This window comes from Thermomonas sp., from assembly GCF_035369645.1.
Taxonomy (GTDB): domain Bacteria; phylum Pseudomonadota; class Gammaproteobacteria; order Xanthomonadales; family Xanthomonadaceae; genus Thermomonas.
Genome location: NZ_DAOOUM010000008.1, coordinates 1 through 24,507, shown reverse-complemented (window position 1 = coordinate 24,507; position 24,507 = coordinate 1). Strand labels below are relative to the sequence as shown.

At 62.1% G+C, this 24,507-nt stretch carries 26 protein-coding genes; 12 read left to right on the top strand and 14 right to left on the bottom strand.

Annotation, left to right across the window (positions count from 1 at the left end):
* The first annotated feature begins 7 nt into the window (after positions 1 to 7).
* The 5 genes from PK789_RS02740 to aroE all read left to right on the top strand — a co-directional run bounded on the left by PK789_RS02740 (position 8) and on the right by aroE (position 4,493).
* Positions 8 to 460 carry a post-PEP-CTERM-1 domain-containing protein gene (locus PK789_RS02740; RefSeq protein ID WP_324306853.1) on the top strand — a complete coding sequence of 151 codons (453 nt, stop codon included), beginning with the start codon at positions 8 to 10 and terminating at the stop codon, positions 458 to 460.
* Positions 453 to 2,105: a PA domain-containing protein gene (locus PK789_RS02735; RefSeq protein WP_324306852.1), complete on the top strand. Its 1,653-nt coding sequence runs from the start codon at positions 453 to 455 to the stop codon at positions 2,103 to 2,105. The genes PK789_RS02740 and PK789_RS02735 overlap by 8 nt, the downstream gene beginning before the upstream one ends.
* Before the next feature lie 134 nt (positions 2,106 to 2,239).
* Complete coding sequence (locus PK789_RS02730; protein WP_324306850.1) at positions 2,240 to 2,488, top strand: hypothetical protein; 249 nt, start codon at positions 2,240 to 2,242, stop codon at positions 2,486 to 2,488.
* Between the two features lie 66 nt (positions 2,489 to 2,554).
* Positions 2,555 to 3,544 (top strand): porphobilinogen synthase, encoded by a 990-nt coding sequence (gene hemB / locus PK789_RS02725; protein WP_324306849.1) that lies wholly within the window; start codon positions 2,555 to 2,557, stop codon positions 3,542 to 3,544.
* Between the two features lie 112 nt (positions 3,545 to 3,656).
* Positions 3,657 to 4,493, top strand: a complete 837-nt coding sequence (gene aroE, locus PK789_RS02720; protein WP_503011875.1) for a shikimate dehydrogenase — start codon at positions 3,657 to 3,659, stop codon at positions 4,491 to 4,493.
* A gap of 8 nt (positions 4,494 to 4,501) precedes the next feature.
* Here the strand turns inward: aroE and PK789_RS02715 are convergent, their stop codons facing one another.
* From PK789_RS02715 to PK789_RS02675, 9 genes are all read right to left on the bottom strand, one after another.
* Complete coding sequence (locus PK789_RS02715; protein ID WP_324306846.1) at positions 4,502 to 5,455, bottom strand: energy transducer TonB; 954 nt, start codon at positions 5,453 to 5,455, stop codon at positions 4,502 to 4,504.
* A gap of 95 nt (positions 5,456 to 5,550) precedes the next feature.
* Entirely contained in the window at positions 5,551 to 6,852 is a 1,302-nt protein-coding gene (locus PK789_RS02710; protein WP_324306845.1) for a DUF58 domain-containing protein, read from the bottom strand.
* Entirely contained in the window at positions 6,849 to 7,844 is a 996-nt protein-coding gene (locus PK789_RS02705; RefSeq protein ID WP_324306844.1) for an AAA family ATPase, read from the bottom strand. Before PK789_RS02705 ends, PK789_RS02710 begins: the two co-directional genes overlap by 4 nt.
* Positions 7,841 to 8,971 (bottom strand): DUF4350 domain-containing protein, encoded by a 1,131-nt coding sequence (locus PK789_RS02700; RefSeq protein ID WP_324306843.1) that lies wholly within the window; start codon positions 8,969 to 8,971, stop codon positions 7,841 to 7,843. The genes PK789_RS02705 and PK789_RS02700 overlap by 4 nt, the downstream gene beginning before the upstream one ends.
* Entirely contained in the window at positions 8,968 to 10,482 is a 1,515-nt protein-coding gene (locus tag PK789_RS02695) for a DUF4129 domain-containing protein (protein ID WP_324306842.1), read from the bottom strand. Before PK789_RS02695 ends, PK789_RS02700 begins: the two co-directional genes overlap by 4 nt.
* On the bottom strand, positions 10,472 to 11,461 hold the full coding sequence (locus tag PK789_RS02690) for a stage II sporulation protein M (RefSeq protein WP_324306840.1): 990 nt from the start codon (positions 11,459 to 11,461) through the stop codon (positions 10,472 to 10,474). Before PK789_RS02690 ends, PK789_RS02695 begins: the two co-directional genes overlap by 11 nt.
* Before the next feature lie 5 nt (positions 11,462 to 11,466).
* Positions 11,467 to 12,150 (bottom strand): RDD family protein, encoded by a 684-nt coding sequence (locus PK789_RS02685; protein ID WP_324306839.1) that lies wholly within the window; start codon positions 12,148 to 12,150, stop codon positions 11,467 to 11,469.
* Entirely contained in the window at positions 12,150 to 12,695 is a 546-nt protein-coding gene (locus tag PK789_RS02680) for an RDD family protein (protein WP_324306837.1), read from the bottom strand. Before PK789_RS02680 ends, PK789_RS02685 begins: the two co-directional genes overlap by 1 nt.
* A 100-nt stretch (positions 12,696 to 12,795) precedes the next feature.
* Positions 12,796 to 13,344 (bottom strand): gamma carbonic anhydrase family protein, encoded by a 549-nt coding sequence (locus PK789_RS02675; protein WP_324306835.1) that lies wholly within the window; start codon positions 13,342 to 13,344, stop codon positions 12,796 to 12,798.
* Between the two features lie 38 nt (positions 13,345 to 13,382).
* Here PK789_RS02675 and PK789_RS02670 point away from each other — a divergent pair, with 38 nt between their 5' ends.
* Positions 13,383 to 14,795, top strand: a complete 1,413-nt coding sequence (locus PK789_RS02670) for a coniferyl aldehyde dehydrogenase (protein ID WP_324306833.1) — start codon at positions 13,383 to 13,385, stop codon at positions 14,793 to 14,795.
* 16 nt (positions 14,796 to 14,811) lie between these two features.
* Here PK789_RS02670 and PK789_RS02665 read toward each other — a convergent pair whose 3' ends face one another.
* A complete protein-coding gene (locus PK789_RS02665; RefSeq protein ID WP_324306893.1) occupies positions 14,812 to 15,282 on the bottom strand; it encodes an Lrp/AsnC family transcriptional regulator in 471 nt (156 codons plus the stop codon).
* Positions 15,283 to 15,418: 136 nt separating this feature from the next.
* Between PK789_RS02665 and phhA the strand changes: the two genes are divergently transcribed.
* The 6 genes from phhA (at position 15,419) to PK789_RS02635 (ending at position 22,209) form a co-directional block, all read left to right on the top strand.
* Complete coding sequence (gene phhA, locus PK789_RS02660; protein ID WP_324306831.1) at positions 15,419 to 16,267, top strand: phenylalanine 4-monooxygenase; 849 nt, start codon at positions 15,419 to 15,421, stop codon at positions 16,265 to 16,267.
* A gap of 475 nt (positions 16,268 to 16,742) precedes the next feature.
* Entirely contained in the window at positions 16,743 to 17,783 is a 1,041-nt protein-coding gene (locus PK789_RS02655; protein WP_324306892.1) for a class 1 fructose-bisphosphatase, read from the top strand.
* A 78-nt stretch (positions 17,784 to 17,861) separates the two neighbouring features.
* The gene (locus PK789_RS02650; RefSeq protein WP_324306830.1) at positions 17,862 to 19,676 is read left to right on the top strand and encodes an SLC13 family permease; all 1,815 of its coding nucleotides are present in this window, start codon (positions 17,862 to 17,864) and stop codon (positions 19,674 to 19,676) included.
* Between the two features lie 43 nt (positions 19,677 to 19,719).
* Positions 19,720 to 21,150: a cardiolipin synthase gene (cls, locus tag PK789_RS02645; RefSeq protein WP_503011877.1), complete on the top strand. Its 1,431-nt coding sequence runs from the start codon at positions 19,720 to 19,722 to the stop codon at positions 21,148 to 21,150.
* 49 nt (positions 21,151 to 21,199) lie between these two features.
* Positions 21,200 to 21,457 carry a hypothetical protein gene (locus PK789_RS02640; protein WP_324306829.1) on the top strand — a complete coding sequence of 86 codons (258 nt, stop codon included), beginning with the start codon at positions 21,200 to 21,202 and terminating at the stop codon, positions 21,455 to 21,457.
* On the top strand, positions 21,454 to 22,209 hold the full coding sequence (locus PK789_RS02635) for a pyridoxine 5'-phosphate synthase (RefSeq protein ID WP_324306827.1): 756 nt from the start codon (positions 21,454 to 21,456) through the stop codon (positions 22,207 to 22,209). The genes PK789_RS02640 and PK789_RS02635 overlap by 4 nt, the downstream gene beginning before the upstream one ends.
* A 126-nt stretch (positions 22,210 to 22,335) precedes the next feature.
* Here PK789_RS02635 and PK789_RS02630 read toward each other — a convergent pair whose 3' ends face one another.
* The 4 genes from PK789_RS02630 to PK789_RS02615 all read right to left on the bottom strand — a co-directional run.
* On the bottom strand, positions 22,336 to 22,749 hold the full coding sequence (locus PK789_RS02630; protein ID WP_324306826.1) for an ExbD/TolR family protein: 414 nt from the start codon (positions 22,747 to 22,749) through the stop codon (positions 22,336 to 22,338).
* A gap of 11 nt (positions 22,750 to 22,760) precedes the next feature.
* Positions 22,761 to 23,189 (bottom strand): ExbD/TolR family protein, encoded by a 429-nt coding sequence (locus PK789_RS02625; RefSeq protein WP_324306825.1) that lies wholly within the window; start codon positions 23,187 to 23,189, stop codon positions 22,761 to 22,763.
* 35 nt (positions 23,190 to 23,224) lie between these two features.
* Positions 23,225 to 23,983 carry a MotA/TolQ/ExbB proton channel family protein gene (locus PK789_RS02620; protein WP_324306823.1) on the bottom strand — a complete coding sequence of 253 codons (759 nt, stop codon included), beginning with the start codon at positions 23,981 to 23,983 and terminating at the stop codon, positions 23,225 to 23,227.
* Positions 23,984 to 24,060: 77 nt separating this feature from the next.
* Positions 24,061 to 24,507, bottom strand: a 447-nt coding sequence (locus PK789_RS02615; protein ID WP_324306821.1) for an energy transducer TonB, incomplete at its 5' end; no start/stop codon positions are given.

The following is a 24,507-nucleotide window of genomic DNA, read 5'->3' as shown; positions in this document are numbered from 1 at the left end:
AATCCAAATGAATACCAAGCTTCTGCTCCTCGCGGCAGGGCTCGCAATGACCGGCACCGCGCTGGCTGGCGATCCCACTCCACAAGCCGCAGCTTCCGCCCCGTCCGTCAAGGTCGGCATCGACAAGACTACTGGCAAGCTGCGCCCGCTGACCGACGCAGAAAGTGCCGCACTGGACACACAAGCCGCTCAGCAAGGTAACGACAACAATAGCCTGCGCGCCGGCACCCGCGCGCAGCTGTCGTCACGTGCTCAACGCCTGTTCCGCCTGCCGACCACCAAGAAAGAAGTGCTAGCCACCGAAACCACCTACAACGGCTATTCCGTGATCAAGCCACCGGCTGAAAGCCTGAGTGAAATGACCGTGCAGAAAAATGCCGACGGTAGCCTGACGATCCTCGAAAACGGCGATGTCATGTCCTCGAAGGCCCAGAAAACTCCGGAGGCTGGCAATGAATAAGACCCTACTGGCACTTGCCACCACGGCCCTGTTGGCCGCCGGCTCCGCCAATGCGGCGGACATCGTACTGCTCAACCTCGATAGTCCAGGTGTGGGTCTGAATAGCACCGTTCCTGCCACTCCGGTCGGCGGCAACCCGGGCACCACCAAGGGTGCGCAAGCCACCTTTGTGTACGAGTTCGCCATGAAAATGTGGGGCTCGGTGCTGGAAAGCAAAGTGCCGATCAAGGTGTATGCCTCGTTTGCTCCGCTGACCTGCACCTCCACCTCGGGCGTGCTGGGCTCGGCCGGTACCAACTGGCTGATTCGGCTCACTGACGGCGTGCGTGTCCGCTATTACGGTTCGGCGCTGGCCGATTCGATCGTCGGTTACGACATCGTTCCCGATCCGAACGATCCGGGCGACATCGCTTCGCGCTTCAATGGCAATCTTGGCAATCCCGGGTGCCTGGATGGTTCGGGTTGGTATTTCGGTATTGACGGTAATACCCCCGCCGGCAAAATCAACTTCCTGAATGTGGTGATGCATGAAATCGGCCACGGCCTGGGTGCGCAGGGGTTCATCAATAAATCCACCGGCGCGCTCTACAACGGCTATTCCGATGCCTACACCAAATACGCTTACGACAATGAGCTGAACAAGAGCTTCGAAGACGCCAGCATGACCGATGCGCTGCGCGCCAAGGCCATGCGCACACCGGGTCGCACGGTGTGGGTGGGGCCGAAGGTCAATGCCGTTGCCAATGTCATCTTGAACAACAACTTCCACGAAAGCGTGCTGCGGGTCACTGCACCGACAGCGTTGGTGGGTAACTACGGCTTCTACGGTGCCGCATTTGGCCCGGCCGCAGCTGCCGCCAATTTCAATGGCCAATGGGTGGTGGCACTCGACGCCGCCGACGCCGCCGGCCCGCTGACGACCGATGGTTGCTCGGCCATCACCAATGCGGCGGCCGTGGCCGGCAAGATTGCCATCATCGACCGTGGCACCTGTGGTTTTGCGGTGAAGGTGAAGAACGCGCAAAACGCCGGTGCCATCGGTGTGGTCATTGCCAACTCGTCGACCGGCACTTGGGGCTCGATGGGTGGCGCTGATCCCACCATCACCATCCCCTCGGTCATCGTGCAATACGCCGATGGTGTGACGTTCAAGGCCAATACACCCGTCACCGGCGGCATGGTGGATCTGCCCGCCACCAAGGCCGGCATGGACAGCGCAGGTCATACCCGTCTGTACTCGCCGTGGGTGGTTGCTACCGGTTCAACCTTCTCGCACTTCGATACCACGCTAACACCAGATGCCCTGATGGAGCCGTTCGATTCCCCAACGGTGCAGGCACAGTACAACGTTGATCTGACCCCGGCGCTGTTTGCTGATATTGGCTGGAAGCTGCATCAAGGTGGTGCGACTTTTGCCAATTGCGATACCGGTACTGCTGCTGCCGACGCCTACGGCATTGTGATCGGCTCCAACATGGCCGCCACCAGCGAAGCGTGCAAGTCCACGAATGTGCTGCGCAACGAGTACGTGTCGTGCATGTACAAGTACCGCGATGGGTTGCTGGCCGATGGCCTGATCACCCAGCAACAGGCACTCAAGTTGAACACCTGCATCAAGCGCCAGTCGGATCAATACCGCCGCTAATCCGTGCTTGACTCGGTGATTCATCACTCCAACCGGCGCCTTCGGGCGCCGGTTTTTTATGTTCGTCGCATTATTTGCTTGCCGCGGCCCAATCGCGCTTATTCTTGATCTTCGCCAATCTAGGAAATCTGTGCATGGGCATCATCAGTCTGTTGTGGGGCATCGTGGCATTGTTGTGGATGCTGCTGGCGTTTATCCCGATGCTTGGCTGGGGCAACTGGTTCATGATCCCGTTTGCGGTGGTCGGCGCGATCATCGCCGCCATTGGCATTGCCATCACCTCGGCACCGCATCGCAGCCGCGCCAAGACCGGCCTGATTTTGAACGTGGTGGCGATCTTGATTGGCGGCTTGCGTTTGCTGCTGGGCGGCGGCCTGTTTTGAAAGACCGGATTGGAATCACCTGATCTGCATCACAGCGGCTTGCTGCGGCGGGGGTAAAATGCCGGCATGAGCAATCACTTCCCCGTTCGCCCACGGCGCATGCGTCATGACGATTTTTCGCGCCGCATGATGCGCGAAACCACGTTCACCGCCAATGATCTGATCTACCCGGTCTTCGTCCACGAGGAGCAAGGCCGCGCACCGGTGCCGTCGATGCCCGGGGTTGAACGGCTGTCGATTGACGAATTACTGCGCGTGGGCGAACAGGCGCTGGAGCTGGGCGTACCGGTGCTGGACCTGTTCGGTGTGCCCGATCCTGCCGCCAAGACCGCCGATGGCCGCATTGCATGGGACGCAAACGGCATCATCCCGCGTGCCATCCGCGCGCTGAAATCGCGCTTCCCAGAACTCGGTGTGATGAGCGACCAAGCGCTGGACCCGTACACCACGCATGGGCAGGATGGGCTGATCGACGACACCGGCTACATCCTCAATGATGAGACCATCGAAGCCTTGATCCAGCAATCACTGGCGCATGCCGCCGCCGGCGCGGACATTCTTTCGCCCAGCGACATGATGGACGGCCGCATCGGCGCGATCCGCAACGCGCTGGAGGCCAATGGCTTCATCCACACCCGCATCATGGCCTACAGCGCCAAATACGCCAGCGCGTTCTATGGCCCGTTTCGCAGCGCGGTGGGCAGCGCTGGCAACTTGGGCAAAGGCAATAAGTACACCTATCAGATGGATCCGGCCAATAGCGATGAAGCGCTGCACGAAGTCGCGCTGGACTTGGCCGAGGGCGCGGACATGGTGATGGTGAAACCCGGCCTGCCGTATCTGGACGTGCTGTATCGGGTGAAACAACACTTCAAGCGGCCCACCTATGCGTATCAGGTCAGTGGCGAGTACGCGATGATCAAGGCCGCCGCCGCCAATGGTTGGGTGGATGAAAAAATGGTGGCGATGGAAGCGTTGACTGCATTCAAGCGCGCCGGTGCCGATGGCGTATTGACCTATTACGCACTGGATGCGGCAAGATGGTTGCGTGGATGAGTGACACTCATGGGTGGCGACGAGAGCATCGGGTGAATCGCGTAGCGGCATTTGAGCCGCGTAGCGAGCACCCGGCGCTAGGCGTCGCCGTCGATATCAAGGAGCGTGCACGATGATGAGCAAGCATTACGCGGTGCTAGGTTCCCCCATCACCCATTCGCAATCCCCGCGCATCCATGCCGCGTTTGCCAAACAAACCGGCATCGCGATGGACTACTTGGCGATTGAAGCCAATCACGATGACTTCCGCGCCAAGCTCGATGCCAGCAACTTGGCGGGCGCCAATATCACCCTGCCGCTGAAAGAAGCCGCCTTTGCGCTCTGCCGCACCAGCAGCACCCGCGCGCTGCGTGCCGGCGCGGCCAATACCTTGGTGCGTGAAGGGGAGCATTGGCACGGCGACAATACCGATGGTGTCGGGTTGGTGCGTGACCTGACCGAGCGCCACGGGCTGGACTTGCGCCAGCGGCGGGTGCTCTTGCTGGGAGCAGGTGGTGCCGCACGCGGTGTCGCGCCGGCGTTGCTAGATGCCGGTATCGGTGCGTTGTTTGTGGTCAATCGCAATCCCGACCGCGCCGACGCCCTCGCCGATGCGATGGGTGAACCCGGCCGCGTGCATGCCCGCACATGGGAAACCTTGCCCAAATTGGGCGAGTTTGATTTGTTGCTCAATGCCACCTCGGCCAGCCGGGGCGGCAGCCTGCCCAGCCTGCCGATGGCATTGGCCGCCCCGCGCAGTGCGGCGGTGGATTTGAGCTATGGCGAAGCGGCGATCCCGTTCTTGGCCTGGGCCCGCGCCGCCGGCTGCACCCATGCCATCGACGGCCTGGGCATGCTGGTGGAACAGGCCGCCGAAAGCTTTTTACTCTGGCACGGCGTGCGCCCAAGCACCGACAGCATCTTCGCCCAACTCAGCGGCCGCGCAGATGCTTTAGTGACGGCGGATTAGCGCGGCCTTCAAAGCGCCCGGTTCAACACGCTGCGGTCAATCAGCTGGAACGGTGAACTGCCAGACACCTGTTCACCGTTGTTCAGGTCAGACACCCCCACGACCTGCTCGCCGGGCTTGCCCAGCAACCACGGGATCGGCAGATTGGGACCACGGAATTCTTGTCGCCACACGGCGGTGTTGTCATCACCCTGTTTGCCGGGGCTATCCATTCTGAATTCAATCGGCACACACACCGTAAGGTCATCCGCCGTCAACAGCTCCGGATGCGCGGCATCCACATGCCAAGACCAACTCCGTGCGGCACGAATGGACTCTTTCTCCAATAAGCCACGCGCCTTGTCCAAGATGCCGCTAGCGCCTTTGATATCAAACAGACTGGATTGTGACGCCACCACATCCGCCACCGTACCATCGGGGTTCAGGCGCAGATGCAGCAAGACCGCCCCACTTACCCCGGCACGCATCAGACCCACGGGATAACGCGGTGGTGACAACATCCGCTTGGAATCGAACACCACCGGTTGCGACGGCGGCGCATCGCCTACCGTAATCGCTTCACCGCCTTCGCGGATTGCACGGGCGGCGGCAATCTTGGCCTCATAGTCTTCTTTGCTGATCGGCGTAAACACCACATTGTCGATCCGAACTTCATAGCCTTGCGGGATTTGGGTCGCCGCCAAAGTGATACGCATCGGGGTTTTTGCATTGACCGGCTTGCCGCCTTGCCGTACCGGCGTTAACTGCCAGCGCGGAATCGATTTATCCAGCATCGCTTGTAGTGTCGGGGCAAGCTTGCTGCGGATTTTGTAGCTCAACACCTGACCCTCGGTGCCGATGGTCAACTCACCATCCACGCGCATCGTCAACACACTTTCACCGACCACGGGTGTGGCCGCGATCGCAGGCGTGACCTGCCCACTGGAAATAGCCAGCAAAAGCCCCAAAAGAACGTGTTTCACGTTATTGCTCCCCATGCAGCATGGTGTTGGTCAATCCCCTAATAGATAGTGTGGCATGCCACATCCGGCTAGGCCAACGCCAGCCACATAGCGCCCTACAACAGCCCCTCGCGCTTGATCGCCAGATAGCGTTCCACCAGCGCGCCGGGCAGTTGTGCGCAGGTGACGTCGAGCACGCTGACGCGCTGCGCGCGCAGGGCGTCGTGGGTGCGGCTGCGTTGTTGCAGGTAGCGGGCGGTGGCGGCTGCGCGCAGGGCAGCCCGCAGGTTCTGCACGTCGTCATCCAGCACCGCGTCCAGTGCTTCTTCACGCAGGCTGGCCACCACCACGTGGTGCCGTTGTTGCAACATGCGCACCGCCACCAGCAGGTCGTCGATATCCTCATCGCGCAGGTTGGTGACCAGCATCACCAAGCTGCGCCGGCGCTGGCGCAGCGACAGCTCGGTGGCGGCGGCCAGATAATCGGTGGCCACCGGCTGCGGCTGCACGTCGTAGCTGGCGCGTAGCAAGACATCGAGTGCGCCCGCACCGCGCTGCGGGGCCACCCAGCGGCGTTCTCCACCGCTGGCCAACAGGCCAACTGCATCGCCCTCGCGCAGGGCCAGATACGACACCACCAGTGCGGCATCCAGCACATGGTCGAAGTGGGTCAACTCTCCATCGCGCGCCAGCATCCGCAGCCCGGTGTCGATCAACAGCACCACCTGCTGGTTGCGCTCGTCTTGATACTCGCGCGAGATCAGCCGGCGCACCCGCGCGGTGGCTTTCCAGTCGATTTGGCGCAGGCTGTCGCCCACCCGGTAGTCGCGCATTTGGTGGAAGTCGGTGCCTTCACCGCGACGGCGACGGAGATGCGCTCCCACCGTGCGCGACGCCTGCTCGGAACCCAGCATCGCCAGCTTGGCCAGCGGCGCAAAATTGGGATACACCCGCACCCGCTGCGGCGCACCCACCACGCAGGCGCGCCGCCACAGCCGCCACGGGGAATGCAGGCGCAGGTGCACGCCGTCAAAGTGGGCATCGCCACGGCTAGTAGGGCGCAGCGTATAGCTGACGCGGGTGCTGGCTTCGGCCACCAAATGCAGCGTGCGCGGCAGGCCGCTGGCCACCCAGTCGCTGGGGTGCACATCGTGCACATCCACCCGCAGCGCGCGTGGGCCGTTGTCCAATACCAGCACAACCTCGCGCGCAACGCCTACCGGCAGCGCATCCGGCAATTCACGCAGCACCTCGGGCAGGGCATAGCGGCGCAGCCGCCAGCCATCCAGCAACGCCACCGACAACAACACGCCGCCGGTGGCCCACCACGCCAGCGCCGGCAGCCAAGCCGCGCTGGCCGCGACGCCCAGCAGCGCCCAGCCCACGCACAACAACGGCAGCAGCAGCGACGGCCTCACTGGCGTGGCGCGTCCACCTTGGCCAGTAAGGCATGCAGCACAGCATCGGCGTTTTGGCCCTCGATGTGCAGCTCCGGTGCCAGCGCGATGCGGTGGCGCAGGGCGGGTTTGGCAATGCTGCGCACATCGTCGGGGGTGACGAAATCACGCCCGGCCAACACCGCCTGCGCGCGCGCGGCACGCACCAAGGCAATACTGCCGCGCGGGCCTGCGCCCAGTGCGATGCCCGGCCATTTGCGGGTGGCGCTGGCAATGCGCACCGCGTAATCCAGCACCGCCGCATCCACCCGCAAGCTGGCGGTGGCCTGTTGCAGGGCCAGCACGTCGTCACGGCTGGCCACTTGCTGCACTTGGCTAAGGTCAAAATCGGCCGCCATCCGCCCATCGCACACGGCTGCCACCATGCGTTTTTCATCGGCCAGTGCCGGGTAGCCAATCAATACTTTGAATAAAAACCGGTCGAGCTGGGCTTCGGGCAGGGGGTAGGTGCCTTCCAGTTCCAATGGGTTTTGCGTGGCCAGACACAAAAACGGCGGCGGCAGTGGGAAGCTTTTGCCTTCGATGGTGACTTGCTGTTCTTGCATCGCTTCAAGCAGGGCCGATTGGGTTTTGGCCGGCGCGCGGTTGATCTCGTCGGCCAGCAGCACATGCGTGAACACGGGGCCTTTGCGCACCTCGAAACGTTCTTGTTTGGGGTCGTACACGGCATGCCCACTGATGTCGCTGGGCATCAAATCAGGGGTGAATTGCACGCGCGCATGGGTGCAGCCCAGTGCCTGCGACAGTGCTCGCACCAGCAGGGTTTTGCCCAGCCCCGGCACGCCTTCCAGCAGCACATGGCCACCGGCCAACAACGCCAGCATCACCTGATCCAAGACCTCCTCTTGGCCGATAAACGCCTTGGCGACTTCATCGCGAATGGCTTGGGCCTGCGTACCCAAGGCGCTGCTGGCTGGAGTGGGTTGCAGTGGCGGCGGGGTGTCGGTGGTCATAAGCGTTTCCTCAGGGCGATCAGCCCGGCGATGCGTTGTCGAAATTCGTGAGGGGTGGCGGGCGGACGTGTGTCCAAGGCCGCGCGAAGGCTTGCCGCAGGCAAGCCCGTGCGTGCTGCCAGCAGTGCCGCTTGGGTGTCGCCTTCCATCGCTGCCGCCAGTGGGTCGCGGCGGCGCAGCAGCAGCAACACGTTGTCGCGCATCGCGTGTTGCAAATGGGCTTGCTTGCCGTAACGCAGCAGGTGCTCGCCGCTGGCTTCCACATGTTCCAGCAGTGCGCGGCGTGCTTGCAGCGGCGATGGCAGCCATGGGCCAAACCGCTGCGCGCGCCGCCACAACCACAGCAGCAAGCCCAGTAGCAGTGGCAACAGCGCCATCCAGCCGTGATCAAGCAGCCAATGCCACAGCGGTGGCATGTCGGCGGCATACACCAGGTGCATGGTGCCAGCGCCCCAGTTGGGGGCCAGCAATTGGCGGGCGAACAGGTTATGTGGCCGCTCGGTCAGTTCATCGTTATTCAGCAGTTCCAAGCTTGAAACCACATCCACCTGACCATCGCCCTGCGCGAAACGGGCAAACACATACCGGCCATCCTGCGTGCGCCAAGCGGCGCGGGGGTCGGCATCCGGACTTAGGCGAAATTGTGCGCTCTGGCAAAACTCGACATGCGGTTTTTGCCCGGGCACGTCCAGCGCCATGCAGGCCGGCTTCAGCAGGGTTGGCTGGATGGGCAACCAATCGGCAAGCGCCACATCGGTCTTGTCCGATTGCCACGGCGGCAGGCGCAAAACCAGGTGGCCGCCGGCATCGGCAAAATCAAACAGCGCGTCTAGCTCACTGTCGCTCAGCGTGCGCGGGTCGCTGTAGATCACCACGGTATCGCGCGGGCCCAGCGGCACCGTATCCAATTGCAGGCGCTGCCGCGAATTCACCCGCTGGCCCAGCGCCAGCAGGCTCAGCTTCAGGGCATACAGCGGGTTGTAGCTGGCTTCGCCGCGCGGTGGCAGCGGCAGGGTTTGTTGTTCGCGCCGGTGTGTGCTTACAAACCACGCCACCAACACGGCCAGCAAGGCCAGCCCCAACGCCCACGGCAGCAGGCTGCGTGCGCGGTGCATGTCGCGGCTCATGCGGCCCACCCAAAGCGCGCTGCCAGCCGTTGCAGCAGGGTGTCCAGTGTCTCGGTATCGGGCAGACGTTCGGCATAGGCGGCGTACTGCCAGACCCGCACCATGCCGGCAAAGGCGTCGCGGTCGGCCGGATCCGGCAACCCGCGCGCCGCACGCAGACAGTCGGCCTCGGTGGCACCGGGCACCAACACCGCGCCGGTGCGTTGCACCATTGCCTCCACACTGGCGCGATACAGCAAGGCCAGCGCGCGGCGACGGCGGCCGTCCTGCCACAGCGCGCGCACGCTGCCCACGATATCGGCGGGCAGCACCTCGACCTCGCTATGCACCTGAGAACTGGCCGCAGCAAGTGGGGCCGGCAGCGGCCGCGCCACCCCTTGCAACCACGGCCACCAATACCGATGGGTCTTCAGCAACAGGCCCAGCAACAAGGCCAGCGCGATCCACAGACCCCATTCGCCGATCAGGCCAAAGCCTTTGGCAATCGCGGCCAACACCGGGTTTTGTGCGGGCTTGGGTTTGGGTTTGTCTTTCTGGATGGGCACCCATGCGGTTTGCTTGCGCACCGGGTGCAACAGCGGGTCTTGCTCGGTGTGCTGCACCGCTTGCGCGAATGCGGGGTCTTGCTCGATATGGGGGAAGACGTTGACCAAGGTATTGGCTTGCGTCGCCGGGGCGGCCGGAGCCGCCGCGCGGGCAGGCGCGGGCGTGGCCATGGCCAGCACGCCGGCGCAGACCAGCGCGGCCAGCGTTGCCACTGTGGTGCGCAGGCGGGTGCGCAGGCGACGCAGGCCAATTTCCACATCCCAAGCTTCCAAGCGTGTGCGCCGGTCCAGATACATGCCAAACCCGGCCCCCACATAGAACGGCTCGATCACACTGCTGGCCAACCAGATCACCGCATTGATCACGACCCACAACCACGGCGGCGGGTCTTGCGACAGCAGCGTCCATGCCGCTTTGGCCGATTCAGACAGGTAGTCCACCGGCACAAACAGCAAGGCCAGTGCGAAGGTGCCGACGGTCAGCACCAGCTCAAAATTGACGCAGACCAAGGTCAGCAGTGCTGCGGTACCGCGCACCGAACCGCCAATCACCCGCCGCCGTGGCCCGGCGGCGCCGCCCTCCAACACATCCACCGGCAGATACAAGGCACGCGCTGGGCCCAGCCGCCGCCACAGCAGATACGCCGGCATCGCCCGCCAGCCCCAATGCCACTGCGCGGCCAAGGTGTCGCGCACGCGCGGCGCTTCGCCAAATACCGCCCGCGACAACACAAATAGCGGGATGCGGTCGAACACCGGTTTCAGCCACCACAGCAGCAGCGAGGCCGCGCCCGCCATCCCCAGCCACACGCCCAGCGCATTGAGCAGCACGAACATTGGCACGCTGAGCGTCAGCCACGGCAGCCAGATTGCGCGCGCATGCCGACGCACCAATGCGCCGCCCAACTCCATCGCCTCCCATGGCGAGCGCGGATACAACTCGACTTGCAGGTGTTCAGCACGCATCGCGATCACGCCCGCCGCGCCATAGCCACAGCCCCACCACGCTCCACAACACCGCCGCAACCGTGTATTTCACCGCCGCCGGCATCCACCCCATCGAGGACCAAAACGCTTCGATAAACGCCGCCAGCAGCAGCATCGCAAAAATGCCCAGACACAGCTTGGCCCCGCGCTGACCGTCTTCGACCAAGGCATCCACCCGCCGCCGCCGCCCCGGAGCCAGCAGCGCCAACCCCAGCCGCAACCCGGCCCCGCCGGCAATCACAATCGCGGTGAGCTCGAACGCCGCATGCCCCACCACAAAGCGCCAAAACGGGTCACCCAAGCCCACATCCTGCAAATGCCCGGCCACCGCGCCCATCATCAAACCGTTGAAGACGATTGCCAGCACCGGGCCGACACCCGCCAGCAGGCCGCTGGCATAGGTGCGCAGGCCGATGCTGATGTTATTGAAGATGTAGTAGCCAAACATTGCCAAATCGCTGCCCGAATCGCGCCCCAATTTGCCCGCCGACTTGGCGTACATGGCGTCAAAATCGGCCACTTGCTGCGGGCTTAGCAAGGTGTGGATCAATTCCGGCTTGAGTTGCACGGCGATAAAGCTAAGCAGCAGCGGCAGCACAAACAGCAGTAGCGAGGCCAGCATCACGCCGCGTTCGGCGCGCACCAGACACGGGAAGTCGGCCAGCAAAAACTCCACCGCCCGCTGCCAGCGGGGCAATGGCGGCCGGTACAAGGCGTTGTGGCCGCGCTGCATCAACACCTGCAAGCGCGTCACCAATTGCGGGCTATAGCCGCGCCGGCGCGCCAAGCCCAAATGCTGGCACACGCGCCGATACGCCGCCGGCATATTTTCGTCAGGCAGCCCGCGCCAACGGGGGTCGGCCCGTGCGCGGCGCGGTTTGGCGGCACGTGCGTCTAACCACTGCGCAAAGTCGGCCCATTCTTGTTGGTGGCGCTGGATGAAATGTTCCTGACGCATGCGTGCTAGCTCTTGCCCAGCAGCCAATGCGCAATCCCGGCCAGCCGCTGCACGCCGATCTCGCCGTATGCATCGGTGACCACGCTGGCAATGTCGGCCAGCTCGATGCGGCGCTCCGGAGTGAGTTGCCCGGCACGCTCGGCAAATGCCACGACCGCAGCTTGCTCGGCCGGCAACAGTGGCTGCAACGGCGGCAATGCCGGTGCGTTGGCTGCCAGCATGGCGCTGTCCCGCAGCTTGGGCACGTGTACCACCATGGTGCCGGCCACCAGATCGCCCAGCCGCCGCCCCCATGGGTCCAACAACCCCGACACCAGCCCGCAGGCATAGCCAAACGGCAGCATGTCCACCGTGCGCATCAAATTGCGCACACACGCGGCCAGCCAACCCACCGGCGCACCGTCGCTGGACACCACACGCAAATCCAGCGCGCGCTTGCCCGGTGTCTGCCCATCAAACAAGCCTTCGCACACGATTGGATACAGCCAGAACACCGCAAACAAGCAGATCAAATAGGCCCCCATGCCCGCCGAGCCCAGCAAGCCAAACACCATCGAGCACGCCGATAGCAGCACCATGCGGATGCCAAAATCTATCGCCCACGCCAATGCTCGCGGCACTGGCCCTGCCGCCGGCAACCGCAGGGCCACCCCCTCGGGGGTGTACACCTCACGCACGGTGTCCAGCATCAGGCAGTGACGACGATGGTGTCTGCGATCAGGTCATGCAGGCAGCGTTTTTCTTCGCCAAAAATAAACAGCGGGTCGATCAAGCCAAATAGCCCACCGACAAGCGGGATCGCCCCGACCAAGCCCGGCACAAACATGCGCAGCCAGAAAATCCGGCCCAGCCCGGCGCGGCTGCCGTCATTGCGCACAATCTTGATTCCCAGCATTTTTTTGCCGAAGGTCTGGCCAGTACGATGCAACTGCACCAGCTGATAGATGCCATAGGCCAGGGCCAGCAGCAGCACGATGGTAAGAACCGCAACCCCGACCGGGGAAATTTTGCCATTGCTACCCACCCCAACCGTCGGTAGCACGATAGCTGCAATGATGGCGATGACCGCAATCGGCACCCCATCCAGCAGCACCGCGCCCAAGCGCACCCCGCGTGCGGCCTTTTCCGGCGTGCCATCTTGCAATGCTTCGGCCAACCGCGCCGCCGGTGCGGCGTAGGGGTTGTCCTGCGGTTTTTTGATGTCCAATGCATCAGCGCTGTTATACGGATCCATGCGTCCCCTTCTCCCTTGATGGTTGAAACCTGTGCGAAACATCCCCGAGCCACTACTGTAACGGCCAGAATGCGCACGGGAAACAGGGGGTTGGCTGGCGTCAGCGTCCGTCTGCCAGTGCTGCCAAGTATTCGTCTTTCAGCCGCACATAGTGGCCGGCGCTGTAGTACAACGCTTCGATTTCGGCATCACGCAAAACTCGCACTTTTTTGGCGGGGTTGCCCAGCCACAGCTCGGCTTCACCCACCTCCTTGCCCGGCGCAATCAGTGCGCCCGCACCCACAAACCCATGTTTGCGTATCACCGCGCCATCCAGCACCACCGCGCCCATCCCAATCAACACGGCATCCTCGATCGTGCAGGCGTGGATGATGGCTTTGTGGCCAATGGTCACATCGCTGCCGATGTGGGTGGCAAAGCCGCCGCGTTTGGCGTGCGGGCCATCGTGGCTAACATGGATGACGCTGCCGTCTTGCACATTGGTGCGGTCACCAATACGGATGAAGTTGACATCGCCGCGCACGACAGTGAACGGCCAGATCGACACATCCTGGCCCAGCACCACATCACCAATCACACAGGCTTGGGGGTCGATGAACACGCGTGGGCCAAGCGTGGGCAGAACATTGCGATAGGATCGGATCGTCATGGCTAGATTCTACCTTGCACATGACTATACTTTGGCGTATGGAAAATTCCGCTGACACCACCATCGCCGATCTGGCCCCCACCTTGCACCGCTTGCGCAGCAACTGGCAGGCGCATAAGCCCGACTATGCCCAGCGCATGGACGATCTTGGGCGGCTGCGGCATGCACTGAAGCTGCGGCTGGATGAAATGGCCGACGCGATTGCGCGCGATTTTGGTCATCGCGCAAAAACCGAAACCCGCATCGCCGACGGCATGACCGTGCTCAACGACATCGACCACCTGCGCAAGCATTTGCGTGGCTGGATGAAGCCGCAGCGGGTGGGCGTGGGTTGGCGCTTCCTGCCTGGCCGCGCGCAGGTACGGCCACAGCCATTAGGCGTGGTGGGGGTGATTGCACCATGGAATTATCCCGTCAATCTGGCCTTGATCCCGCTAGCCACCGCGCTTGCCGCCGGCAACCATGCATACCTGAAGCCCTCCGAGCACACCCCGCACAGCGCACAGTTTTTGCGCAGCCTGCTCAATGAAGCCATCGGCCCCGGGCGGGTGGCGGTGGCCACCGGCGGTGCCGACATCGGTGCCGCCTTTGCCGGCCTGCCGTTTGACCATTTGGTGTTCACCGGCTCCACTGCGGTGGGGCGTAAGGTGATGGCCGCCGCCGCCGCCAACTTGACCCCGTTGACCTTGGAACTGGGCGGCAAATCACCAGCACTGATTGCCGATGATTACCCCATCGCACAGGCCGCCGCACGGATTGCCACCGGCAAATGGTTCAACGGCGGTCAGACCTGTATCGCCCCCGATTACGTGCTGGTGCCCAAAGGCAAGCGCGATGCCTTGGTCAAGGCACTACGCGAGGAGATCATCGCCCGCTATGGCGAGCAATTCACCAATGTGGCGGACTACACCCGCATCATCAATGATGGCCAATACGCCCGTCTGAAAGGCTATTTGGACGATGCCAAGACGCGCGGGATCGAGCGCATCACCTTGGCCGGCCACGCCGACCCGGTGCAACGCCTGCTGCCGCCTACCTTGCTGTTGGAGCCTGGCGATGATGCGCTGGTGATGCAGGACGAAATTTTTGGCCCACTGCTGCCGATCAAGAGTTACAGCCACTTGGACGAGGCGATTGCCTATATCAATGCGCACCCGCGCCCGTTGGCGCTGTACCCGTTCAGTCATGACCGTGGCGTGATCGAACACATCCTGCACCACACCCTGTCCGGTGGCGTTTCGGTCAATGACACCTTGTTCCATTTCGCCATCGGCAGCCTGCCGTTTGGCGGGGTGGGGGCCAGCGGCATGGGCGCCTACCACGGGCGCGCCGGGTTTGATGCCATGAGCAAGCAACTGCCGGTGTTTTGGCAGACCCGTCGCAGTGGCGGCGACCTGCTGCGGCCGCCGTATTCAAAAGCAAAATGGTTGATCGATTTGATCGTGCGCTGAGGCCTGGTGTTTATCTCTAGTCGCCGCGCAGCGACAAGCCCTGCGCGCGCTTGACCGTGCGCAGCACAAAGCTGGAATTGACATCGGCCACCTCGGCCTGTGCCAGTAGCTGATCCAGCAGAAACCGCGAAAAATCCTCCAGCCCCGCCACCACCACATGCAGCAGATAGTCCATGTCGCCAGTCAGCGCATGGCAGGCCACCACTTCTGGCCAGGCGTTGACCTGCCGCGCAAAGGTGTCGATGCGCGCGGCGTCATGGCTTTTCAATTGCACCCGCACAAACGCCTGCAAACCTAGCCCCAAGCGCTCCGGGTCCACCTCTGCACGGTAGCCGGTGATTACCCCTTCACGCTCCAGCCGCTGCACCCGGCGCAAACAGGCCGATGGCGATAGATGCACACGCTCGGCTAATTCGGCATGGGTCTGGCGGCCGGCACGTTGCAACTGCGCCAACAGCATCAGGTCGATACGATCCAAATCCGCCACGCCCATTTCATTCGCCATAATTCAGTTTTACGCACTCATCGTGCATCAAGCATGTGATTTCATGCAATAACGCCGCCATATTGCGCGGCACCACACTTATGCTGAAGTCTGCAATCACCACCTTGGATCGTGCCGCATGCTCGCCCAGCCCCGCCGCCTTGAAAGTGTCCAAACCGAGCGCGGCTCGATCCCGGTGTACGCCACCGGCACCGTCGAGCAACCATGGGCGCAGTACACTGCCACCGACCACATGGTCTGGCAACAACTCTACGCACGCCAGCAACAGTTGCTGGTCGGCCGCGCCTGCGATGCGTTTTTGCACGCCCAAGCACGGATGCGGATGTCGCCATCGCAGATCCCCAAGTTTTCCGACCTCAACCAGATTTTGGGTACGGCTACCGGTTGGCAGATCGTTGGCGTTGAAGGTCTGCTTCCGGAGTTGGATTTTTTCACCCATCTGGCCAACCGCCGCTTCCCGGTGAGCTGGTGGATTCGCCGCCCCGAACAAGTGGACTACCTGGAAGAGCCCGACTTATTCCACGACCTGTTTGGGCATGTGCCACTGCTGATGGAACCGCGCTTTGCCAACTACCTGCAAGCCTACGGCCAAGGCGGCATCAAGGCCCACGCCATCGGCCCCGACGCCTTGATGCAACTGGCGCGGCTGTATTGGTACACGGTCGAATTTGGCCTGATCCGGCAAGCCGACGGCCTGCGTATCTACGGCGCTGGCATCGTCAGCTCCAAGGGCGAGTCCATCTACAGCTTGGAAAGCGCCGCCCCCAACCGCCTGGGCTTTGACCTAGAGCGCATCATGCGCACCCGCTACCAGATCGACAGCTTTCAGCAGACATATTTTGTGATCGACAGCTTCGAGCAATTGATCGAGGCCACACTGGCCGACTTCACCCCACTGTATGCCCGCCTTGCCGGGCAAGACCCCATCCCCGCCGATGCAGTTTTGGACGGGGATGCGGTGTTGTAACCGCGGAACCGCTGCAAACTGCGCTGTTGCGGCGGCATTTAAAATCCAGTTGCTGATGCACTGAGTTTCCTTGCCGCATCATAAACGCTTGGTGCATATACCCTGCGCCATATGGAATTTGCCGTTGCACCTGGAGCACAAGTAGATTGCTCGCTACATATCTTCATGGTTAGTAGCTGATTGGTGCCGCAGCCACCGAAATTCGTGCATGATTTCATTTGAACACTAAGGAGCTTCACTTGCGCTAGTTCTTCAGCGGACAGTTGCCAGCCATTCTTCCTCGCTCATCAACCGCCAGTCACCACCCGTGCGGTGTGCAGGATAGTCCTGCCACCTGATCGGGACGTTGGTCTGCGAGCCTCAATCAAACGCTACTTCACCTCGCCCTCACTCCGTAAACAACCGCGACGGATTCGCGCCTTCCGCACCCACATCGGCGACAATACCCACACCCTCGCCCATGTCTGGCCTGCCGATGACGTCTTCCAATATTTCCCTCACCCAATTTTTGATCGAAGAACAACGCGCCGGGCGCGTCAACCCGCAGCTGCGCTTGCTGATTGAGGTGGTGTCGCGTGCTTGCAAGCGCATTTCCATCGCGGTGGGCAAGGGCGCATTGGGGGGGGTGCTAGGCGATGCTGGCAGTGCCGGCGAGGCCAGCATCAATGTGCAGGGTGAGGCGCAAAAGAAGCTGGACGTTCTGAGCAATGAAATTCTGCTGGAAGCCAATGCCTGGGGCGGCCATTTAGCGGGACTGGCTTCGGAAGAAATGGACACCTCGCAGCCCATCCCGGACAAGTATCCACGCGGCAACTATCTGCTGATGTTCGACCCGCTGGATGGCAGCTCCAATATCGATGTGAACATCTCCGTGGGCACCATTTTCTCGGTGCTGCGCTGCCCCGATGGTGTCGAGCAACCCCGCGATGAACATTATTTGCAGCCGGGCACCGAACAAGTGGCCGCCGGCTACTGCACTTACGGGCCCAGCACCATGTTGGTGCTCACCGTGGGCCACGGCACCCATGCGTTTACCTTGGATCGTGAAGTGGGCAGCTTTGTGCTGACCACACGCGGCATGCGCATCCCCGAAGACACCAAAGAATTTGCGGTGAACATGTCCAACCAGCGCTTTTGGGAAGCGCCGATGCAGGCCTATGTGGGCGATCTACTGAAAGGCAGCGAAGGCCCGCGCGGCAAGGACTTCAATATGCGCTGGGTGGCCAGCATGGTCGCCGACGTGCACCGCATCCTGACCCGTGGCGGCATATTCAGCTATCCGCTGGACAGCAAATGCGCGGCCAAGGGCGGCAAACTGCGCTTGATGTACGAGGCCAACCCAATGAGCTTGTTGGTCGAACAAGCCGGCGGTGCCGCCAGTACCGGGCGCATGCGCATGCTGGAGGTGCAACCCACTGGCCTGCATATGCGGGTGCCGGTTTTTATGGGCAGCAAGGGTGAGGTGGAAGCCGCGGTGCGGTATCACCAAGCGCATGATGCAAATGCGGCAAACTGAACCTCTCTGGCTCACGTTGGACACCTGATATTTGCCATGCAATAGGGTTTCTGCCCACAACTTGGGCAGAATGAGCGCATGCACATCGACCCGCATCTGTGGCCACAACTCGCCTTTGGCTTGATCCTGCTGAGCGGGCTATATTTGTTCATCAGTGAGAAGCTGCGCGTCGATGTGACCGCCATGCTGATCCTGCTGGCCTTGGTGCTGACCCGGCTGCTGGATGACAAACAAGCGCTGTCGGGGTTTTCCAGCGAGCCGGCGATCATCGTGGCCGCGGTGTTTGTGATCTCCGGCGCGCTGGGGGCTACCGGCATCAGTGAACGCCTGGGCAGCTGGATGGAACGCGCTTCGGGCAATCACGAATGGCGCACCATTGCGGTGGTGATGCCATTGGTGGCGCTACTGGCCTCGTTCACCCACCATGTGATGGTGACCGCGATGATGCTGCCGCTGCTGCTACGGCACGCGCGCAACCGCCGGTTGCCGGCCTCGCGCTTGCTGATGCCGATGTCACTGGCAGCTTCGCTGGGCACCACCTTGACCTTGTTCAGTGCGCCTGCCTTTCTGCTGGCCAACGACATGCTGGAGCGTGCGGGTGCCGAAGGTTTAGGGATTTTTTCGATCACCCCGATTGGCCTTGCCTTAGTGTTGGTGGGCACCGCCTACATGCTGCTGACCCGCTGGCTGCTGCCCAAGCGCAGCGGCGAGCAAAACGACGATGACTACCTGCGGCTGGACCGTTACCGCACCGAATTGGTCATCGTAAAAGAAGGCCATTGGTGTACGCGCCCGCAGGCTGAATTGCAAAAAGCCTTGGGTGAGCGCTTGCGCTTACTCGGCTGGTTGCGCGATGGCCAGCGCCGGGATGACTTGGGCAGCAGCAGCCCATTACTGGCCGGCGACGTGTTGTTGGTGGAAGCCGCCGCCGACGAATTGATGTCGCTGCACGATGACGTGGGCTTGGATCTCAATGCCATCACCCGCTTTGGCAAACTTGCCACTGGTGAGGGCACGCCACAACTGGTGCAGGCGGTGGTGGCACCGGGGTCGGAATTCATCGGCCGCAGCATTCGCGAACTTGATTTCGCCCGCCAATTTCATGCGGTGATCGCCGGCCTGTGGCGGCGTGGTGACGCCATGGCCGACCGCCTGTCCGACGCGCGCCTGCGTGAGGGGGATCTGCTGGTGTTATGGGGGCGGCCGGCGCGGTTTGCCGAACTGGCCGCGCATCATGGTTTTCTGATGCTGGTGCCGTTTGCTGGCGAGGCCAAACGCCGTCTGCGCGCACCGATGGCGCTGGCCATCCTCGGCCTGACCGTACTGGCAGCCGCTACCGAATGGCTCTCTGCCCCCTTGGCCTTCCTGTTCGGCGCCGTCGCCATGGTCGCCACCCGCTGCATCGATGTGGAACAAGCCTACCGCAGCGTCGATTTGCGCATTTACGTGATGATCGCCGGTGTCATTCCGTTAGGCATTGCGATGGAAACCACCGGCACCGCCGCACTCTTAGCGCAAGGATTGGCCCACGTCATCGCGCACTGGCCACCACTGGCCATCTTGCTGGTGATGTTCTCGCTGGCGGCACTGTTGACCCAGGTGATGAGCGATGCTGCCACCACCGCTTTGCTGGGCCCCATTTCCATTGCCACTGCACAAGTCTTGGGCCTACCCCCCGCGCCGTTTGTGGTGTGCACCGCGCTGGGCGCGGTGGTGGCCTTCCTCACCCCCATCGGTCATCACGGCAATCTTTTGATCCTGCGCCCCGGGCAATACAGTTTTGGTGATTTTTTACGCATCGGCCTGCCATTGACCGCGTTGGTTGCACTTGTCAGCGCGTGGATGGCACGCTGGTTGTGGATGGGTGGCCCCTTGCTGCCACACTTCGGCTAGCCTGTTTGAACGGCAGGCCTGAGGAGAACCGGTTCTGGAAACGCTGCTGCATGCCTGGAACACGTTTTGGGCGATCCCCCATATTCGCCTTTGGCTGACCGTTGGCTGGGCGCTTTATTTGCTCGGCCTAGGCGGCTGGATCGTCCTGCAAAAACGCGAGCCTGCCGCTACCTTGAGCTGGTTGGTCAGTCTGGCGGCGCTGCCCTACATCGGCTTTGCCATCTATTACGTGCTGGGCCCGCAGCGCATCGTACGCCATCGTGCACGTCGACGCCGCCATCATGTCCACCTCCCGCTCGGCCCGCAGGGTCGCGGCAATGAAAGTGTGGAACTGCGCACACTGGCGCACGCCACCACCGGGTTGGCCCCCAGCACCGCTCGTGACGTGCGCCTGCTGGTGGATGGTGGCAACAAATACCCGGCACTTCTGGATGCCATCGCGCAAGCCCGTGACCACATCCACCTTGAGTACTACATCTACAACCCAGATCGTACCGGTGGTGCCCTGCTGGATGCCTTGGTCCTGCGCGCGCGCGCCGGTGTCAAAGTGCGCTTGCTGGTGGACGCCATGGGCTCGAAGTTGGCCAAACAACGTTTTTTTGCCCCGTTGATCGCCGTCGGCGGTGAAGTGGCGTGGTTTCATCCTGCGCGTCTATGGCTGCCTTGGCGGCGGCCATGGTTGAACTTACGCACCCACCGCAAACTGGTGATCATCGACGGCAAGATTGGCTTTTTGGGTGGCATCAATATCACCGACGAAGAAGACGAGCGCCTGCGCGATGACGCTTACCGCGACCTGCATTTACGCGTCGAAGGCGATATCGTGCGCGCCTTGCAGGAAGTGTTCGTCGAAGACTGGGCCTACGCCACCGAACGCAGCGATGTCGTGGGCGATGTGATGCGCACGCTGCCACCTGCGCAGACCGGGGTGATTCGCGCCCAATTGTTGGTGTCTGGGCCGGACTCCGCATGGGAGGCCATCCACCGCATGCACGTCAGTGCAATTTATGCCGCCACCCGCCGGGTGTGGCTAACCACGCCGTACTTCGTCCCCGGCGAGGCGGCAATGATGGCGCTGACCTCGGCGGCACTGGGCGGGCTGGATGTGCGCCTGCTGGTTCCCAAAATGAGTGATAGCCAGCTGGTGACTTGGTGTGTGCGTTCTTTTTATGACGACCTCCTGGCGGCGGGTGTCAAAGTGTACGAATACGGCCCACGCATGCTGCACAGCAAGACCCTGCTGGTGGACGACGCGCTGGCTATCATTGGTAGCGCCAATTTCGATAACCGCAGCTTTCGGCTGAACTTCGAGTCTTCCTTGTTGTTTGAAGATGCCCACGTCGCCAGTGCCTTGTCGCAGTTGATCGAACGCGAATTCGCCTCGGCCCCACGGGTTCGCACCGATCGCCCTCGCCCGCTGTTTTCTGCCCGCTTGCCCGAAGCCCTAGCGCGATTACTCGCCCCCCTGCTGTAAGCCCAGCTGCTGGCGTTACACTGCGCGCGTCCCAACCGGAGTTGCATGCATGCATTGGTTGTTTTTGCTGCTGGCCTTGGCCGCCATGGCGTTTGGCTTTTTGACCACATCGATGCCGGTGTTGCTGGGTTGTCTGCTGGCCGCCTTGGTACTGTTTGTATTGTGGGTTCTGGGCCTATATCAAGCACGTGTTGCCGGTAGTGGCCGCGACACCAGCATGATGATCGACCCCACCGAAATGCGCCGGCTCCGCGATCAAGTGCAGGCACGCAAAGTGGACGACAACGAGTTGCCACCCGCGCAATGACCGCACTCAGCGTCAACCTCAATAAAATTGCGGTGCTGCGTAATTCGCGCGGCGGTGCCGAGCCCAACGTGCTGCGCGCGGGCATCACCTGTCTGGATGCCGGCGCGCAGGGCCTGACCGTGCATCCACGCCCGGATGCCCGCCATATCCGCGCCGACGACGTGCTGGCGCTGGGCCAGCTGTGTACACAACGCGGGGTGGAATTCAATATCGAAGGCAACCCCTTCGCGCCCGCGCGTGCCGGTTATCCCGGCCTATTGGCGCTGTGTGAAGCCACCCGCCCGGCCCAAGTGACCTTGGTGCCCGATAGCGATGGCCAGCTCACCTCCGATCATGGGTTTGATTTCAATCGCGAGGGCGCAGCCTTGCAGTCCTTGATTGCCAGCTTCAAACCCTTGGGCTGCCGCATCGCCGTGTTCGTCGATGTGGGCGATACCCACGTGGCACAGGCCGCCGCCGTAGGTGCCGACCGGGTTGAACTCTACACCGGCCCGTTTGCCGAAGCGTTTGCAGCCGGTCAGCCCAGCCTGGCTTTGCAAGAAGCCGCAGATACCGCGCGCCGCGCGCAGCACGCAGGTTTAGGCGTCAATGCCGGGCATGACCTCAGCCAAGCCAATTTGGCTGCGTTTTTGGGGCATGTCCCCAATGTGCTGGAAGTGTCCATCGGCCACGCCTTGATCGGTGAGGCGCTATACACCGGCCTAGAAGCCACTGTCCGTGCGTATCGCCAGATCATCGACCAGCACCCCTGACACTACATCCGCCGTAAGCGTCGCAGCGTGCATGCGCAGACACCTGGCAGCATAAAAAAACGCCACCCGATGGGTGGCGTTTCGTCATCCACGACGTGCTCCGGAACCGGAGCCTGTAGCAGTGTTTCAGTTTTGCACAAACCCGATTTTGGCCATTTCGGCATTCTTGGCCGAAGCCAAGACCTTGGCCAACACGCCGTATTCGGCTTGATCGTTGGTCTCGATCTGCAATTCCGGCTGATTGCTGGGATCGCGCGCCACTTCTTCGAGCATGCGCTTTTGCAAAGCATTCACATCGGCCGGGGAGTCATTCCAGAACACCGCACCCGAAGCGTCGATACGCAGACGAATCGGTTCCGGAGGTTCTTTCGGGTTCTCCGGCGGCTTGTCAGTCTTTTGCGGTAGATCCACATCCACCGGCACCGACTGAATCGGCATGGTCACCATAAAGATGATCAGCAGCACCAACATCACATCCACCAACGGAGTGACGTTGATATCGGCCATCGCACCTTGGCTAGATTTGGCTGAAAAGGCCATTCTCGTTCTCCTCAGCCTTTCTTCGGCGGCGTGGTGATGAAGCCGACCTTGGCCATACCTTGTGCCTGCGCGATCTTCACGATATCGCTGACCAAATGGTAGGCCGTGGTCTTGTCACCACGGATCTGCAATGGCGGTTGCGGGGTCTTTTGTGCCTCCACCGACAGGCGACTTTCGATCGCCTGTTTGGTGGTGGGTTCGTCATTCAAGAACAGCTCGCCGGTTTCGGTCACCGAAATGGTGATCGGCGGGACTTGCTGCTTCTTGTCTTCCTTCTTGACGACCGTCGCTTCCGGCAAAGCCACCTTGACCTTATGGTTCATCAACGGCGTGGTGATCATGAAGATGATCAACAGCACCAACATCACGTCCACCAAAGGCGTGACATTGATTTCCGCCATCGGGGCGCCGTCTTCTTTATTACCAACACTCGCACCCATGGTCAGGGGCCTCCGTCAGGATCTGTTCGCTTCGATCAACGCTTGCCGGCCGCTTCGCCGACACGCGAGCCGGTGGCGAAGAAGTCGTGCAGGTCGTGCGCGAAGGTGTCGAACTGGTTGTTGGTGATGCGGTTGAAGCGCACGTAGGCGTTGTATGCCAACAGCGCCGGGATCGCGGCGAACAGACCAATCGCGGTCATGATCAGCGCTTCACCCACCGGACCTGCCACTGCCGAGATCGAGGCGTCACCCGACGAGCCGATCTTGATCAGCGCGTGGTAGATACCCCACACGGTACCCAGCAGACCGACGAACGGTGCTGCCGAACCCACGGTGGCCAGCACGGTCAAACCGTCTTCCAGACCCAGCGATTCGCGGGTCACGGCCTGACGCAGGGCGCGATCGACGAACTCCGAGCGGTTCAGCGACTCGGCCAGACGCGAACCATCGTGACGCTGATGGTGGGCGGCAGCCTGGGCGGCATCCAAAGCGATCTTGGAGAACGGCTCGGACTTCGGCTGTTCTTCCATGAAGCGGATGGCGTCCTGCGCGTTCGGGGTTTCCCAGAACGTGCTGACCACGCGGTCAGCACGGCCACGCATACGCATGTTTTTGATGAAGTTGATGATGATCCAGTACCAGGACATCACCGACATGATGGAAAGGGTCAAAAACACGACCCAACCAACCGCATCGAAGCCCTGGATCAGATGGTCGAAGCCCATCTGCTGCAGCGCGGCGGCGTTGTTGCCTCCGGCGGCGGCAGGTGCGGCGGCAGCAGTTTCTTGCAACATACGCTTACCTTTGAATGTCGTGGATGGGGTGTTTCAAAACGAATGACACAGGGTGGAACAGGGGAAAGCAAACAACCTTACAGCTTGAACTCGACCGGAACACGAACACGGCTGGCAACTTTTTGTCCGTTCTTAATTTCTGGATTGAAGCGCCATTTACGTGCGGCAGTTTGCGCCGCGCGATCCAGGTTGCGATTGCCGCTGGACTTCTCAACTTCAACATCCAGCACACCACCGCTTGCATCGATACTCACGATCAACACCGTGGTGCCGGTGACTTGACGACGCATTTCTTCCGGTGGGTACTTCGGCGGGTTCATCCCGCGCGAAGACGCGTCCACGCTAGAGCCCACGTCCGAGATTGCCGCTGGCGGCGACGGTGGCGACGGTGGCGGGGCCGGACGATCCACTGCACGCGGGGTATCCAGCACAACCGGCGGGTCTTCCGGCGGCGGCGGGGTTGGCGTCTTGATGGTCGGCGGCGCCAAGGTCTTGATCGGCGGCGGCGGCTTATCCGTCGGCGG

What these genes read in the sequence shown, in the direction of transcription:
- PK789_RS02625 (WP_324306825.1), bottom strand. Translation starts at nt 23,189, where the DNA reads ATGGGTGCGAGTGTTGGTAATAAAGAAGACGGCGCCCCGATGGCGGAA.
- PK789_RS02700 (WP_324306843.1), bottom strand. Translation starts at nt 8,971, where the DNA reads ATGAGCCGCGACATGCACCGCGCACGCAGCCTGCTGCCGTGGGCGTTG.
- PK789_RS02630 (WP_324306826.1), bottom strand. Translation starts at nt 22,749, where the DNA reads ATGGCCTTTTCAGCCAAATCTAGCCAAGGTGCGATGGCCGATATCAAC.
- PK789_RS02675 (WP_324306835.1), bottom strand. Translation starts at nt 13,344, where the DNA reads ATGACGATCCGATCCTATCGCAATGTTCTGCCCACGCTTGGCCCACGC.
- PK789_RS02730 (WP_324306850.1), top strand. Translation starts at nt 2,240, where the DNA reads ATGGGCATCATCAGTCTGTTGTGGGGCATCGTGGCATTGTTGTGGATG.
- PK789_RS02705 (WP_324306844.1), bottom strand. Translation starts at nt 7,844, where the DNA reads ATGACCACCGACACCCCGCCGCCACTGCAACCCACTCCAGCCAGCAGC.
- PK789_RS02650 (WP_324306830.1), top strand. Translation starts at nt 17,862, where the DNA reads ATGCACATCGACCCGCATCTGTGGCCACAACTCGCCTTTGGCTTGATC.
- PK789_RS02690 (WP_324306840.1), bottom strand. Translation starts at nt 11,461, where the DNA reads ATGCGTCAGGAACATTTCATCCAGCGCCACCAACAAGAATGGGCCGAC.
- phhA (WP_324306831.1), top strand. Translation starts at nt 15,419, where the DNA reads ATGCTCGCCCAGCCCCGCCGCCTTGAAAGTGTCCAAACCGAGCGCGGC.
- PK789_RS02620 (WP_324306823.1), bottom strand. Translation starts at nt 23,983, where the DNA reads ATGTTGCAAGAAACTGCTGCCGCCGCACCTGCCGCCGCCGGAGGCAAC.
- PK789_RS02695 (WP_324306842.1), bottom strand. Translation starts at nt 10,482, where the DNA reads ATGCGTGCTGAACACCTGCAAGTCGAGTTGTATCCGCGCTCGCCATGG.
- PK789_RS02685 (WP_324306839.1), bottom strand. Translation starts at nt 12,150, where the DNA reads ATGCTGGACACCGTGCGTGAGGTGTACACCCCCGAGGGGGTGGCCCTG.
- PK789_RS02735 (WP_324306852.1), top strand. Translation starts at nt 453, where the DNA reads ATGAATAAGACCCTACTGGCACTTGCCACCACGGCCCTGTTGGCCGCC.
- hemB (WP_324306849.1), top strand. Translation starts at nt 2,555, where the DNA reads ATGAGCAATCACTTCCCCGTTCGCCCACGGCGCATGCGTCATGACGAT.
- PK789_RS02680 (WP_324306837.1), bottom strand. Translation starts at nt 12,695, where the DNA reads ATGGATCCGTATAACAGCGCTGATGCATTGGACATCAAAAAACCGCAG.
- PK789_RS02670 (WP_324306833.1), top strand. Translation starts at nt 13,383, where the DNA reads ATGGAAAATTCCGCTGACACCACCATCGCCGATCTGGCCCCCACCTTG.
- PK789_RS02635 (WP_324306827.1), top strand. Translation starts at nt 21,454, where the DNA reads ATGACCGCACTCAGCGTCAACCTCAATAAAATTGCGGTGCTGCGTAAT.
- PK789_RS02640 (WP_324306829.1), top strand. Translation starts at nt 21,200, where the DNA reads ATGCATTGGTTGTTTTTGCTGCTGGCCTTGGCCGCCATGGCGTTTGGC.
- aroE (WP_503011875.1), top strand. Translation starts at nt 3,657, where the DNA reads ATGATGAGCAAGCATTACGCGGTGCTAGGTTCCCCCATCACCCATTCG.
- PK789_RS02740 (WP_324306853.1), top strand. Translation starts at nt 8, where the DNA reads ATGAATACCAAGCTTCTGCTCCTCGCGGCAGGGCTCGCAATGACCGGC.
- PK789_RS02655 (WP_324306892.1), top strand. Translation starts at nt 16,743, where the DNA reads ATGACGTCTTCCAATATTTCCCTCACCCAATTTTTGATCGAAGAACAA.